The sequence below is a fragment of the Paenibacillus sp. FSL R7-0163 genome (assembly GCF_037969975.1).
GTDB lineage: Bacteria > Bacillota > Bacilli > Paenibacillales > Paenibacillaceae > Paenibacillus_AQ > Paenibacillus_AQ odorifer.
In genome coordinates this window covers 3,876,632-3,890,278 of the sequence record NZ_CP150224.1, presented here as the reverse complement: position 1 = coordinate 3,890,278, position 13,647 = coordinate 3,876,632, and the positions used below count along the sequence as shown (strand labels likewise).

Below are 13,647 nucleotides of genomic sequence, written 5' to 3'. Positions count from 1 at the left end.
ATTAATTATTCATTTTTGCTGTTCCAGAAAAATAACTCATCTCAACGGGGGAGATGGTTTTTGGTTCCGATCGGTCTTCGCTTTTATCTGAGCAGTCTCGGCGATATTTCCCTTGTTCCAGCTTGATATCAATAAAATCGACAACCTGCTGCAGCGACGAGATTTGGCTGACGATGTTTTCTCGATGGTTCCTTAAATGCTCCACCAGTTCAGGATAATCCGCGGGATCAGCGTCGGCGGAGACCGCCAAAAATGGCTGCATATCCTGCAAGGGCATACCTGTTTTTTTGAGGCAGGATAGCAGCCGGATTGTATCTATGTCTTCCTGCCGGTAAACGCGATGCCCGTTGTCCTTCCGGTCCGCCCGGGGAAGCAGCGCGATCTTTTCGTAATAGCGGATCGTATCCTCGGATATTCCGGTTTGCACGGCGGTTTCTTTTATCGTAAACGTTTGCTCTGCCTTCATACTGTACCTCCTGGAGATTGCTTTGTGTGTGCATTATACAACTTGGAGCTGACTCCAAGTCAAGACCTTATCTCTGGGACAAAATCTTTTTATTACGCCTTGACTTGGAGTCGACTCCAATTAATAAAATGTGCGTTATAAGAGGAAGATATCCCGAATTCAGGAGGAGATTTACAATGAGCACACAGCAACGTGAAAATATCGCATTGATTACAGGCGCTAACGCCGGGATTGGATTGGAATTAACTCGAAAACTGCTAGCGGAGGATTGGCAGGTGATTGCTTTGAACCGTTCCGATTTTCCCGCCGACGATGTGAACATCCAAAAAGCCATCAAAAACGGCTGGCTTCGTATTTATAAAACAACCGATCACGCGGATTTTGCTAGCTTGAGAGGGACGCTGGAAGAGATCAAAGGCAAAGAGCAGCGAATCGATATTTTGTTCAACAATGCCGGCGGGAGCTTCCCCGAACTAAGCTATTCGACACAGGGGCGCGAAAAGCACTATGAATTGATGACCGTTGTTCCGTATATTATTTTAATGGAATTGAAGGATATCCTACAAAAAGGACGCTTAAAAACGGTGATCAACACCTCATCCTCAGCGCTTAATTATACGAAAGAGTTTACGATAGAAATCTTGGAGCATCCCACAACCTTCCGCAAGCTGCTTGGTCCTTACGCCACCTCAAAGCTGGCATTATCGTTATGGACACAGGCCGCCGCGCCGCAACTTGCTAACGAGGGCATCATGATTCGCAGTGTTGATCCGGGTAGCAATAACACATTGCGAAAAGGGAAAAATTCTGGACTGCCTCTTATAGTTAAACCGTTGATGAAGCTGTTTTTCTCTCCGCCAACCCACGGCGCCGGCCAATTGTATGAGGGTGCTCTGGGAGAACACCGTGAAGAGACAGGTATATTTCTTCGGAAAGGCCAGGTTGCGGATTTGAAATTTAAGGATCAAGCCCGGAATGTTTTGGAAAAGATTAATAATATCTACGAAAATGAGTATCTTCGTTGTTAATCTGATCTTTAGATCTCTAATTTTTTTTTGTAATTCCTCCAAACGTATGAGATAATAGAGTTTTTCCGTTGATTCTATTTTTCATGGCATGGTAGAGATGCCTGATCAAATATTGGAGGTAGGCTTGTTGGCGAAACAGTATCCTTTTGAATATGATCGGACCAAACCTTTTATGGAGCAAGTAGGGGAATGGGTCGGAGATGTATTCTATGAAATTCTTCCTGAGGCTGGATTTGAAGTACGTGATGAACAGATATATATGGCCTTTCAGGTAGAGCGAGCTTTTGCCGAGAAAAAGACGATTTTTGCTGAGGCAGGGGTCGGAACAGGCAAGACATTAGTGTATTTGTTGTATAGCATTTGTTATGCGCGTTATATCGGCAAACCTGCGATTATTGCATGTGCGGACGAGTCCTTGATTGAGCAGCTTGTGAAACCGGAAGGCGATATCGCCAAGCTTGCGAAGCATCTGAACATGAATATTGATGCCAGACTAGCGAAATCTCCGGATAAATATATGTGTCTGAAAAAGCTGGATCAGGCTCGGAACCATGATGATGAAAGCTTACCACTGGAGAGCTTGTACAGTACATTACCTGATTTTGTACATTCACATGCACCGATGCAGCAATTCCATGCTTATGGAGACCGCAGAGATTACCCTGATCTGAATGACGAACAATGGAATAAGATTAACTGGGATACGTTTCAGGACTGCTTTACTTGCGATATGCGTCACCGCTGCGGGCAGACCTTGTCCCGTGATCATTACCGGAAATCAAGCGATCTGATCATTTGTTCCCACGATTATTACATGGAGCATATTTGGACCTATGAAGCGCGTAAGCGGGAAGGGCAAATCCCTTTGCTTCCGGATCACTGTGCGGTTGTATTCGATGAAGGACATTTATTAGAATCAGCGGCCATGAAGGCGCTTGGCTATAAGATGAAGCATGTCGTCTTTGAAGAATTGATTTCTCGCCTGCTACAGAATGAAATCCGTGAAACGCTGGCCGTTCTGATTGATGAAGCGATCATGCAAAGTGAGCAAATGTTCAAAGCGATTCGCCGTCAATGCCGAAACATACCTGGATCAGATCGGAAAAGCATTGAGCTGAATGCTTCATTGATTCGTGAGGTACACCGGATGCGGAGTGTAATTGCTGCTATCGAAGAAGAATTAGTATTCGAAAGCGGACTCTACACGATTGATGAATACCAACTGCGAATTGTGGAGGAACGTTTGGAGACCATAGAGATCGCTTTGCGATTGTTTGAGGATTCGGGAGCTCTAATCTGCTGGGCGACAGAAGAAAGCGATGGTCTAACGCTGTCGGTCATGCCACGAAATGTCAAAGAGGTACTTCAAGACAGCCTGTTCACGCAAAAAATGCCAATTGTATTCTCATCGGCTACATTGTCTGTGGATAAATCATTCCAATACTTGAAGGACAGTCTTGGGATACAAGATTTTTTATCCTTCTCTGTAGACTCACCTTATGACTATGAGCACCAGATGAATGTCTATGTGCCAGAGCTTCAGAGTGGGGATTTTGCTGAGAAAATGGAAATTTCCCTGAAGCTTATTCAGCGGACTGAAGGTAGAGCACTGCTACTGTTCCGTACTCGTGAAGAGCTTCTGCAGTTCAAGCAGCTTAACTCATTACGACCGGAAAGCAGTTCATATTCATTTTTATATGAAGGGGATCAAGAAATCAGCTATTTGATTTCGGCATTCCAACGGGATGAGCATAGCGTGTTATGTGCGGTCACCTTATGGGAAGGGCTGGACATCCCTGGACCTTCATTATCCAATGTGATCATATGGTCGCTGCCGTATCCTCCGCTTGATCCAGTGTTTATGGCAAAGAGGGCGGAAACCTCCACTCCTTTTGAAGATGTGGATTTGCCTTACATGCTGTTAAGACTCAAACAAGGGATGGGGCGGCTGATTCGAACCGGTACAGATCAAGGAATTGTAACTGTACTTGCGGAAGAGGAAGGGCAACATCCGGTATACGAATATATAACTTCTGTACTTCCAAAAGGGACTCGACTACAGAAGCTGGAAGCTTAAATATCACTAACGATTATAATTGCTCCTTTGGTGAGGCAGATGCTACGGCATTTATGTTTCACTCGAAGGAGCTTTTTTTGTCTAAAATTAAGCATAAGTATTCCTAATCTTACGGATAGGATATTGGTATTTAACTTCCGAGCGCTGTCGTATTATTGTTGAGTCATGGGATGTATTTATACAGCATCATCTAGAGATTCATCAAGGAGTGTATACGACATGGGTCAATCAGAAGGTTTGTATCAACCAGATCACAACAAAAAGGTTGGGTTTGCATTAGGGATAGGGCTAACCTTAGTTATCGCATTATTGGCGAAATTTTTAGCGGGTTTTCCATTCCTATCTATTATGGGGCAATTGGTCATTGCCATCTTAATCGGGATTATTTGGCGAGCTACGATAGGAGTGCCAAATAACATCACACATGGCACCGATTTTTCCAGTAAAAAACTGCTTCGTCTAGGGATTATCCTGCTCGGTATGCGGCTTAATCTAATGGATATCGTTGCTGCAGGACCCCGGGTATTTCTTTTGGCAGTCATCGTCATTATATTTGCGATCTCCGTTGTATACGGACTGGCTCGACTGTTCAAAGTAGATAAGCGCCTCAGTATCTTAACTGCCTGCGGAACTGCGATTTGCGGTGCGGCAGCGGTGGTTGCCATCGCTCCACAGATAAAAGCCAAAGATGACGAAACTGCCATTGGTGCAGCTATAGTAGCTATATTAGGTACAATATTTACACTGCTGTACACATTTCTATATCCTTATCTCGGCTTATCAGATTTAGGTTATGGGGTATTCTCAGGAGCGACTTTACATGAAATTGCTCACGTTATCGCAGCTGCGGATGCTGGTGGAAATGCTGCCGTTGATATGGCGGTCATCGTTAAATTGACCCGGGTGGCCTTACTTGTGCCAGTGGCTATTTTAATTGGGATTTGGTCCAATCGTGAAGAAAGAAAAGTGCAAGGTGGAGCGGCTAAAGCTTCGTGGAAAAGCATTCCAATCCCTTGGTTTATTCTAGGATTTCTAGTCGTCAGTGGTGTGAATTCGTTAGGGATCGTCTCCGCATCAGTAGCCAATGGAATCGTTACGATTGCTTATATGTTAATCGCTATGGCGATGGCAGGGCTTGGGTTAAACGTTGATTTGGCGGCATTTAGACGGCTTGGAATGAAGTCTTTTGCAGCGGGACTTATAGGCTCGGTCATGTTATCTCTAGTTGGATTTATGTTAGTTCACATACTTGCACTAGCGTAGTTAGCATGTACACCCTGAGTATGAAATGAGTTACTTCATATCCCAACAGCGTCTTTCTCTTTATCATTTAGTGTGGTAGGGTATGCATAATGAATGGAGGGACTTCAGGTGAAGTATTGCATAGGTGAATTTGCTTCCATTCTCGGGGTAACTGCGGATACGCTGAGATTATACGAGAAACATGATATTGTTAGGCCTACAAAAGATAACAGCAATAATTATAGATATTTTAATGATTTAGATGCAAGGGATCTGTTAATGAGCAGATGGTATCGCAGTATGGAAATTCCATTGCCCGAAGTGGCACTTTTGATGAAGGAGTCCTCTATTGAGCAAGTTATGGGAATGATGCAGCAGTCTCAGCAGAGTTTAGAAGAAGAGATTAAGCAAAAGACGATGCTGCTAAACAAGATGAATGAAATTCATAAAGAGCTTAAGGAAATAGAGTCCTCATTATATATATGTAAACTTAAACAGCTGCCAGGCATGTACAGGCTTAAGCAAACGGATAAAAATGCATTATTAAAAAATGATATCGTAAAAAGCCTCGTCAACACTTGGATGGATAGGCTTCCTTATGCGTTTTATTCTTTTAAGATTGAGGACGCGGGGGTGTTATCCGGTGATAATAACTTTGACTATAGCTGGGGGCTTACCTTACCAGAGGAGGAAGTGCAGAAATTTGCGATGGATATCGATGAATATGTAGAGTACATTAGCCCGAGTACCTGTATCTCTGCTATCATGTTATCTACGGATGGACATTATATCACGAAGAAATCCTTGCAGTTTATGATAGATTACATCGAAGCAAATGGATATACTATAGCGGGTGATGTGGTGGGTAAATTAATGCTTACTGAAAAAATAGAAGGCAATAACCGCTCGTATTTGGAAGTGAATATCCCAATTGTATAAGTGTATTTTTATAAACACCTGCTCTGAGAGCGGGTGTTTTTCTTTTTGGACAAGAATTGGACATTGACCTTGGTGCTGCACCAATGTTTATACTTCGGTATATAGCTTGGCAACGTTCGGTAGATATGTATAGATATGAATGTGAAAAATATCACGTTCTTGGCGAGCTATAAGATATTAGATACTGGGGGAGAAGAGAATGCGCAACAGAAATTTCACCAAGAAAATGCTCATGTTAACTTTTTGTATGGTGCTGATCGTTTCCATGCTGAGCGGATGCAAAGGAAATGGGGAGTCGGCAAATTCGTCATCATCATCTTTTAAAGCCGGTACATTCGCTGGGGAAGCGGAAGGCAAAGAAGGCGTGATTAAAGTAGAAGTCACTATGGATGAGCCAGATAAAATTAAAGATATCAAGATCGTAAGCCAGTCAGAAACGGGTGGTCTAGGCGATAGTGCACTTGAAAAAATAAAAGATCAAATTCTGGAGGGACAAACCTTGGCAGTAGATGCTGTTAGTGGTGCGAGTCTTTCCAGTGAAGCAATGCTCGCTGCAGTTGAAGATGCCGTAACCAAAGGTGGAGGAAATCTGGAAGTCCTCAAAGCCGGTGGCGTGCAAAAAGCGGGTGAAGGTAAAACGGAAAAGCTTGAATCAGACGTAGTGGTAGTAGGCGCCGGTGCATCTGGTGTGTCCGCAGCGGTAACCGCTGCTGATAAAGGTGCCAAGGTTATTATTATCGAAAAAACAGGAGTTATCGGGGGAGCAAGTAATCTATCCTGGGCTGGTAAGTTCTACAATTCTTCCGCAGCTACTGACAATAATCTTAAAGTAAATGTGGAAAAAGAAATTGCCGATTGGATTGTCAACAATCACTGGAGAGTTGACGCTGCAGCGATTAGACAATACGTAACGAAATCCGGTGAAACTTATGATTGGTTAGCAGAAAAAGGGTATAAAACCAGCTTCCTAAACTTCTTCGGAGAGCAGCTGCATGTACTGCCAGCTTATGAAACCCGTGAAGAGACCCTTCGGAAAATGTTGGCTGAATCGGTTGAACAAAAGGGTGGACAAGTGATCACTGAAACCACTGCAAAAAAGCTGATTACCAATGAAGCAGGAGAAGTTACAGGTATTGTGGCTGAGAAATCAGACGGGACTACTCTTGAAATCACAGCAAAAAGTGTCGTAATGGCAACAGGCGGTTATGCCGCAAATTCGGAAATGGTTAAAGAAGCTTTTGGCTTTGAAGGGGTTAACGGAGGACTAGGTCAGAACGTTGGGGAAGGTCTGAAGATGGCTTGGGAAGCAGGGGCCAAGGTTCCTGATAACTTCGGTGGACAGATGCTGCACCAAACATTAGCCAGAGCAACACAAGGACTAAAAGCACAATATGAGCCTTTTGAAGCAAGTTATCCGCTGATGTTGACATATCTGCCTAACTTCATGAATGTCGGTTCTTCCGGAGCACGTTTCAGAGATGAAGCAGCTACATTAACATCGGTCGCAGCAGCTAATACGAGTGCATTTAATGGTGCTTATCATATGGTTATCGTATCAAAATCACAATTGGCTGCTCTTCAGTCCAAGGGGATGAAAGGTGTTAACGCACCAAGCCTGCCAGGAATGCCACCAGAATTTTATGCCGAATTTGCAGATCAATTCACGTTAGAGAATCCATGGGTAAATGCAGAAAAGGTCTTTGATTCTATGGTAGAAAACGGAGATGGCTTCAAAGGAAATACAATCGAAGAATTAGCAACAAATGCAGGTATGGATGTAGATGTGTTTGTAGAAAATTCCAATAGTTATAAAGAAGCTACAAAAACTGGTGTGGATACTGAATTTGGTAAAGCTGCTGATTATTTAGAGCCAATGGGCGAAGAAGGACCATATTATGCCATCGTCGCTGAAATCAACAACTTGGGTTCTGTAGGTGGCTTGCTGGTAAACACTAAGTTCCAAGTGCTAAATGATAAACGTACACCAGTAAAAGGATTGTTTGCTGTAGGGCTTGAATCGGAAGGCGTATTATTCAACGATACCTATGTTGGCAATGGGGTTGGAATTGGTTATTCCTTTACCTCAGGTCGTCTAGGTGGAGAGAGCGCGGCAAACAGTGCTTTGAAAGCTAATTAACGACAATTTCCCGGAAAATAATTCAAACTTTTTAAAGCCGCAGAGTAGACAACTCTGCGGCTTTTTTTGTTGGAGATTAGAGCCAATCTTCTTTTAGCAAAGATTTAAGAAGCTCTACATTTGTTACTCCCAGCTTGGCAGCGATCTGCTGCTCTAATTCAATTTTGGTGATCATCATTCTGTTATTGCATTCTATACCCTTTAGAGTGAGGACAATATTTTTGTCACGCTGATTTCCTTCGACTTCAACGGCTTCAACATAACCACGGGATAACATGCCTTGAATGCTTTTATGGGTGCCCTGTCTTGAAATATGAATTATTCTACTGATTTCTGAGATCGATAACATTTTTCGGGCCGCAAGAACTGCAAGAATGTGGGATTCGGTCTTATTGATTTGATCCGGGTCTTTGTCTGTCACTATTTTACGTAAAGCTAGATGCTTCTCACTGAGTAAATCAATCAGGTTCATTTTTTGCAGCTGCTTATTCATTAGAACACTCCTAAATGATGGCTCGTTTATCCCAGTATAAGTCATTTGTGAATATTGTCAACTTGGTTGACTTGATTTAAGGATCTATGTTATTGTAATCCAAGTTGACAATACAGAGATAAAAGGAGCTTGAAGATGGGAAGAAACAAAAAAGAAGCATTTTTATTTACGTTCATCATGTGTTTTTTAATGGTGCTGGGGATGAGTATTTACAATGTAGCACTAATGGAGGGTTGGTCAGGCACGTTAGTTAAGGATGTGATTGTCGGCTACTTGCCTGCATTTATAGTTGCACTCATTCTAGATGTATTTGTTGTAGGCAAGGTTGCAAAGGGGATCGCGCATAAGCTGGTTAAAGAAAATGATCCGATGATCAAAAAAATCATGTTCATATCCTTTTTTATGGTGACCGGAATGGTATTGTTCATGTCCTTCTATGGCGCAGTTCTCCATGTTGGATTTTCTGCTGAACTACCAAGAGCTTATCTGTCTGCCATAGGTAAAAATTTTATTTTTGCACTTCCACTGCAGATCATTTTAGTTGGGCCGCTTACACGATTTATTTTTGTGAAAATTACTCCAGCAGTGTCTGCGTAGGGAATAAATCAATAGAAGCAATGTACAACAAAACGCTCTCCGTCTGCCTGAATAAGCAGAAGAGAGCGTTTTGTTTTTTAAAAGATTAGAAACGTTTATCTATGGCTCGCTCGTTTACGTAAGCGCGTGAACTCTCTTTTTTACAGGTTCGAGTAGATTTAGGGCATACTCATTTCCGCTACCTTTGGGACTATCGTTGCGGATATGCTCCTCCAGACATAATCTGGAGTCGTGATCCGCTTGATAATCAGGATGATTATCCAGATACCCCATTAGGGCTTGCCATGAACCATAGATATCATCAGTGCTTTCTGTCAGAGCATAGAGGCCGCCGTCGAGCCGCATTTCCTTTAGATGAGCTGGTATCTTCACATTTTCCGGTATTGAGGCACAGAATCCATATCCGTAAGGTTTATTCTCACCACTTGGATGCGGGTTCGTATTGCCGCCAAACAGCCGTGCTGTGCCTAATAGTTGACTAGCTTCCAGCCATTCATTAACTGGGATCATAGCTTCATCTTCTGGAGAGGTACTAACCGCAACATTGTAGGCAAATCTCATAGCTGGGAGAGTAATGAATCTTACATGAATAGGGGTAGAGTGATTAATAGTTGGCATAGATATAACCTCCTCAGTTTTAGTCATACCATCCGATGGACTGCATAACTTTTCGTTTAGTTCAGATAATAATTGATTTGTAATGGGTTCCTCGAGATGGGCGGATATCCACTGTAAAAAGAGATGGATTTCACCTTCTCTATTTGTTAGTTCTGTTTTTTGATTGTGAATAGAAGCCGCTTGCTGGCTGAGCGCTTCGTACATGGACTGAACGGACATATTTTTAAGCACGGTTCCAATATCCTTGATGCTAATATCCAGCTTTCTTAATAATGAGGTAACCCGAATGGCGAGTATTGCTTTCTCATCATAAATCCGCCAGCCAGAGCTGCTGTCCCGCTTACTTTCAAACAATCCTTGTGCTTCCCAGTGACGCAGAGTCCGACTCGTCAGTCCGAATTGCGCAGAAAGCTTATCAATGGTAACAAATCCGCTCATAGACAACTCCCGTTTCATAGTTTGATAAGGCGCCTTATGTGGATTATTTTAGCATTTAACGTTACGTCAATTGCAAGGAGAATTAATGATTGGGTATTCGAGATAATTTACATTTCTCATACAAAACATTGTCCAGTATTTAACGTCCAGCTTCTACAATCAAGATATTGGTAGAATGTACCTATTGCAATATGAGGCTTTATACGGAGGATGATATTGTTGAAAGCTAGGTCTATGCATCTAACTATGAAATGGAAGTTGATTTTGAGTTTTTCCGCCGTTGTTCTTTTCTTTTTGGGAGTAGCGTTTTATCAAAACCATAAAATCAGCCAAGTGGAGATTTCTATGGAAACGCAAAAAGCTGAGATGGAAAAACGAATTACCGTGTCATTAATTACGCAGCTGCTGCAGGAAATGAATGCGGTAGAATCTTCGTTAGCGGGTTCGAGTGATTTGGAGTTCGTCCAACCCTTTAAGGACAAGCAAACAAAGCTGACTAAAGAGTTGGCGACGGTGGATTTTGCGGCAGATTCGCCGGCATTTAAAGAGTTAGAACAATTACATAGTCAGATTGGGGAATATACGGGATATTTTGACGAATTGGTAAAGACCATAGAAGATGAGCAGCTCGATCCCATGAGTGTGCTGGAACAAATCGATGAATTACATACGAAGGCTACAGCGTTGAGTGAAGTCATGCTAGTGACTAATGAACATTTGTATACGGCAGCAGCAGAAAATGCAGAAAAAGCACAGGATTATTCTTTTGATCTGCTTAATCTAACCACCTCTATAGTTGCTTACGCAGCTGTGCTAGTGTTTATTTTCACATTAGTGATTGCGGTTATGCTCATACGTTCCTTCCTGAATCCTATCCATAAACTGCAAGTGGCTCTGCGAAAAATTGCAGAAGGAGATTTGCGTCAGCAGATTAACTCACCTTACAACGATGAGTTGGGCAGTTTGAGTCATCATTTTGATCATATGGTGGAGCGGGTCCGGGAAATGCTTCAGCATACCCAGTCAGTAGCCTCTTCGCTGGCAACTTATTCGCATTCTTTTCAAGAATCTTCATCTATAACGGCGCATACGAATCAAGATATCGTAAGCACTATACAGGAAATTTCGGTAGGCGCAGAACAGCAGGCAGGACAATCCGAGCAGAGCGCTGGCCTGATTCAGGAGCTGGAACGTGAAGTGAATGAGATCACGGAGTATACCGAGGTTATGCTGGCTACCAGTCAAACGGCTAATCACAATACTCGTAAAGGATCTGAATCCGTCATCGCCCTCCGGGAGGTGTCTGAGCATTCGCGAGAATCTGTTAATAAAGTATATCTGGCTTTAACCAAACTGAGTGATCAATCAAAGGACATCTCGCGCATCACTAAATCCATAACAGATATTTCTAATCAGACCAATATCCTCTCACTTAACGCAGCAATTGAAGCAGCTCGTGCAGGTGCCTACGGAAAAGGGTTCGCTGTCATCGCTGATGAAGTAAGACAATTATCTGTGCAGACCAAAGAGTCCTCCGTACATATCAGTCAGATTATTAGCGAGCTGCAATCCGGGATGGATGAATTCCAGCAATATATGCTGGTGACCAAAGGAAATCTTGAGGAACAGGATCATAAAGTGGCCGAAACGTTGTCCTCTTTCGAAGCGATTGATCAATCTATTGTGGAGATTAGTAAACAGATTGGGCAAATTCACGACAAAGTGGATATGACTCAGACTATGAACCGTAGACTCGCAGAGTCTGTGCATGCCGTCGCGGCCATCGCCGAGGAAACTGCGGCAGGAGTGCAAGAGGTGAACGCCTCCAGCGTACAGCAGGATCATGCTATCCGTGATATAGCCCGTCAAGCCATTGAGATTAATGAAATTTCGCAGAATTTATTCAAAGAAATCAATATTTTTAAGATTGATTCAGATGGGGACGATGGGGTCAGCGATGAAGGGGACAGGGATACAAAGCATGCTGGCACTCCAGAAGCTGGGGACACATTAGGAGACGCATTAGGAGATGATACATTAGGTGCTGGCGATCCTCCAGATGATAGCGGTACTCCAAATGATGGTGGTACACCAAATGCAGACGCTTCTAAAGAGGGGTCTTATCTGACAATCTCTGCGTAGCTCAGCGGGAATTGGCATTCGTAGCGTAAGGTGGAATAGGGAATAGAGAATAGAGAAGAGAGAAGAGAGAAGAGAGTAGAGAGTAGGGAGTAGGGAGTAGGGAGTAGGGAGTAGAGTAGAGAGTAGAGAGTAGAGTCCAGAGATTAGAGTTTATAGAATAGAGTTTAGAGATGAGAGGCTAAAGTTTAGCGCTTAGTGAGGTTCTATCTGCCGTTTTGATTTTAAGTGTATTTTATACAACTAAAAAGGTTTGTATTTAGCTTGATTAGGGTTTAGTTGTATTTAGTGCAGCTATTTCGAGCTGAAAAGGGGATAGCGGCTGTTTAGTGGGGATTTAATTGCATGAAATACAACTAAAACCAGGTGGGAGTGCACATACCTGAAAATAGTTGTATAGAGTGCAATTAACTCAACGCATAATTGTGATTTGTTGCATAAAGAAGCTGGCTCCTTCGTGGGAGTATCCACGAAGGAGCCAGCTTTTTTATGTAGAAATATAATTAGTCCTCGTAAGTTTGATTTAGGGTGCTAACTAACTCTGGGAGCCAGTCGCTTAGAGTGAGAAACTTGTATCCCTCCGATTGAGCTTTAGCTGTATCCATAAACCAGGATTGTGTGATCCCGAATGGAGAATTATGCGCATCCGCTGTTTCGCTTTGAATGACGGCTTGTTTTCTGGTCTCTTTTTCAATCAGCGAGATAAGCTCCTTAATACTAACCGTACCGTCTGAGCAAGCGTTGAGAGGACCCGTCACCGTCGAGTTGCCAAGCCAATACAGAAAATCAGCGGCTTCGTCCGAACGGATAAAACAGATATTTGCATCTGGATTCGGAATCCCGATGGGCAGCTCGTTACGTACATGTTCGATATGAAAATGGAGTCTTCGTGTATAATCGTCAGTTCCCAGAACAATCGGAAAGCGGACAGCGGCTACAGGGAAGTTAGCTTGTTGGATAAGGACGGCTTCCGCCAGTCTTTTCCCCTCCTGATAGGTGAAGTCATTTCGTCCTCCATAACGAATAGGGTGCGTTTCAGGATCGAACACCTCTTCCGTCAGCGCTTGCTCACTGAAATCATAAACAGATAAACTTGAAGTCAGTATGTAACGTGTGGTTTTGCCGTCAAAAATACGGCGCGCCTGATCCGCTTCATCAGGTGAAAAACAAATATTATCGTAGACTACATCCCAACTCGTATCACCTAATGCTTGAGCGAAGGCCTCCGGTTGAGACCGATCCACCTGTATCCGGTGAACGAGATCGCCAAAAGGGTCGCTTGTTTCCCCGCGCGTTAATATGGTTACTTCGTTCTTAGAATCCTCAAGCAGACGCTCGACCAAACGTTTCCCAAAAAAGCGTGTGCCGCCTAAAATAAGAATCTTACTCATCAACCTCACTCCTTGATTGCTATTAATGGTTATTAAAATGACTGTTTATTGGTTTATGTGAAGCTTCTGATTCATTGTAGAG

The 13,647-nt window shown here is 43.1% G+C and carries 11 protein-coding genes; 7 read left to right on the top strand and 4 right to left on the bottom strand.

What is annotated here, in order from left to right:
- Position 1: 1 nt before the first annotated feature.
- Positions 2-466, bottom strand: a complete 465-nt coding sequence (locus NST45_RS17385; RefSeq protein ID WP_038569741.1) for a MerR family transcriptional regulator — start codon at positions 464-466, stop codon at positions 2-4.
- Between the two features lie 176 nt (positions 467-642).
- Between NST45_RS17385 and NST45_RS17380 the strand changes: the two genes are divergently transcribed.
- The 5 genes from NST45_RS17380 to NST45_RS17360 all read left to right on the top strand — a co-directional run bounded on the left by NST45_RS17380 (position 643) and on the right by NST45_RS17360 (position 7,889).
- On the top strand, positions 643-1,494 hold the full coding sequence (locus NST45_RS17380; RefSeq protein ID WP_339211738.1) for an SDR family NAD(P)-dependent oxidoreductase: 852 nt from the start codon (positions 643-645) through the stop codon (positions 1,492-1,494).
- A 97-nt stretch (positions 1,495-1,591) separates the two neighbouring features.
- Entirely contained in the window at positions 1,592-3,571 is a 1,980-nt protein-coding gene (locus NST45_RS17375) for an ATP-dependent DNA helicase (RefSeq protein ID WP_339823324.1), read from the top strand.
- Positions 3,572-3,790: 219 nt separating this feature from the next.
- Entirely contained in the window at positions 3,791-4,834 is a 1,044-nt protein-coding gene (locus NST45_RS17370) for a YeiH family protein (protein WP_339823321.1), read from the top strand.
- 108 nt (positions 4,835-4,942) lie between these two features.
- Positions 4,943-5,752, top strand: coding sequence for a MerR family transcriptional regulator (locus NST45_RS17365; protein ID WP_076107506.1), 810 nt, complete (start codon positions 4,943-4,945; stop codon positions 5,750-5,752).
- A 199-nt stretch (positions 5,753-5,951) separates the two neighbouring features.
- Positions 5,952-7,889: an FAD-dependent oxidoreductase gene (locus NST45_RS17360; RefSeq protein WP_339823319.1), complete on the top strand. Its 1,938-nt coding sequence runs from the start codon at positions 5,952-5,954 to the stop codon at positions 7,887-7,889.
- 76 nt (positions 7,890-7,965) lie between these two features.
- Here NST45_RS17360 and NST45_RS17355 read toward each other — a convergent pair whose 3' ends face one another.
- The gene (locus NST45_RS17355) at positions 7,966-8,382 is read right to left on the bottom strand and encodes a helix-turn-helix domain-containing protein (RefSeq protein WP_076273136.1); all 417 of its coding nucleotides are present in this window, start codon (positions 8,380-8,382) and stop codon (positions 7,966-7,968) included.
- Positions 8,383-8,517: 135 nt separating this feature from the next.
- Here NST45_RS17355 and NST45_RS17350 point away from each other — a divergent pair, with 135 nt between their 5' ends.
- The gene (locus NST45_RS17350) at positions 8,518-8,979 is read left to right on the top strand and encodes a DUF2798 domain-containing protein (protein WP_076218537.1); all 462 of its coding nucleotides are present in this window, start codon (positions 8,518-8,520) and stop codon (positions 8,977-8,979) included.
- Between the two features lie 114 nt (positions 8,980-9,093).
- Here the strand turns inward: NST45_RS17350 and NST45_RS17345 are convergent, their stop codons facing one another.
- Positions 9,094-10,035, bottom strand: a complete 942-nt coding sequence (locus NST45_RS17345) for a MerR family transcriptional regulator (RefSeq protein ID WP_339823316.1) — start codon at positions 10,033-10,035, stop codon at positions 9,094-9,096.
- Positions 10,036-10,380: 345 nt separating this feature from the next.
- On the opposite strand from NST45_RS17345, the gene NST45_RS17340 reads away from it, so the two are divergent.
- The gene (locus tag NST45_RS17340) at positions 10,381-12,177 is read left to right on the top strand and encodes a methyl-accepting chemotaxis protein (protein ID WP_339823314.1); all 1,797 of its coding nucleotides are present in this window, start codon (positions 10,381-10,383) and stop codon (positions 12,175-12,177) included.
- Positions 12,178-12,677: 500 nt separating this feature from the next.
- Here the strand turns inward: NST45_RS17340 and NST45_RS17335 are convergent, their stop codons facing one another.
- A complete protein-coding gene (locus NST45_RS17335) occupies positions 12,678-13,565 on the bottom strand; it encodes an NAD-dependent epimerase/dehydratase family protein (protein WP_076107500.1) in 888 nt (295 codons plus the stop codon).
- Positions 13,566-13,647: the final 82 nt, after the last annotated feature.

What these genes read in the sequence shown, in the direction of transcription:
- NST45_RS17385 (WP_038569741.1), bottom strand. Translation starts at nt 466, where the DNA reads ATGAAGGCAGAGCAAACGTTTACGATAAAAGAAACCGCCGTGCAAACC.
- NST45_RS17380 (WP_339211738.1), top strand. Translation starts at nt 643, where the DNA reads ATGAGCACACAGCAACGTGAAAATATCGCATTGATTACAGGCGCTAAC.
- NST45_RS17375 (WP_339823324.1), top strand. Translation starts at nt 1,592, where the DNA reads ATGCCTGATCAAATATTGGAGGTAGGCTTGTTGGCGAAACAGTATCCT.
- NST45_RS17370 (WP_339823321.1), top strand. Translation starts at nt 3,791, where the DNA reads ATGGGTCAATCAGAAGGTTTGTATCAACCAGATCACAACAAAAAGGTT.
- NST45_RS17360 (WP_339823319.1), top strand. Translation starts at nt 5,952, where the DNA reads ATGCGCAACAGAAATTTCACCAAGAAAATGCTCATGTTAACTTTTTGT.
- NST45_RS17355 (WP_076273136.1), bottom strand. Translation starts at nt 8,382, where the DNA reads ATGAATAAGCAGCTGCAAAAAATGAACCTGATTGATTTACTCAGTGAG.
- NST45_RS17350 (WP_076218537.1), top strand. Translation starts at nt 8,518, where the DNA reads ATGGGAAGAAACAAAAAAGAAGCATTTTTATTTACGTTCATCATGTGT.
- NST45_RS17345 (WP_339823316.1), bottom strand. Translation starts at nt 10,035, where the DNA reads ATGAGCGGATTTGTTACCATTGATAAGCTTTCTGCGCAATTCGGACTG.
- NST45_RS17340 (WP_339823314.1), top strand. Translation starts at nt 10,381, where the DNA reads ATGGAAACGCAAAAAGCTGAGATGGAAAAACGAATTACCGTGTCATTA.
- NST45_RS17335 (WP_076107500.1), bottom strand. Translation starts at nt 13,565, where the DNA reads ATGAGTAAGATTCTTATTTTAGGCGGCACACGCTTTTTTGGGAAACGT.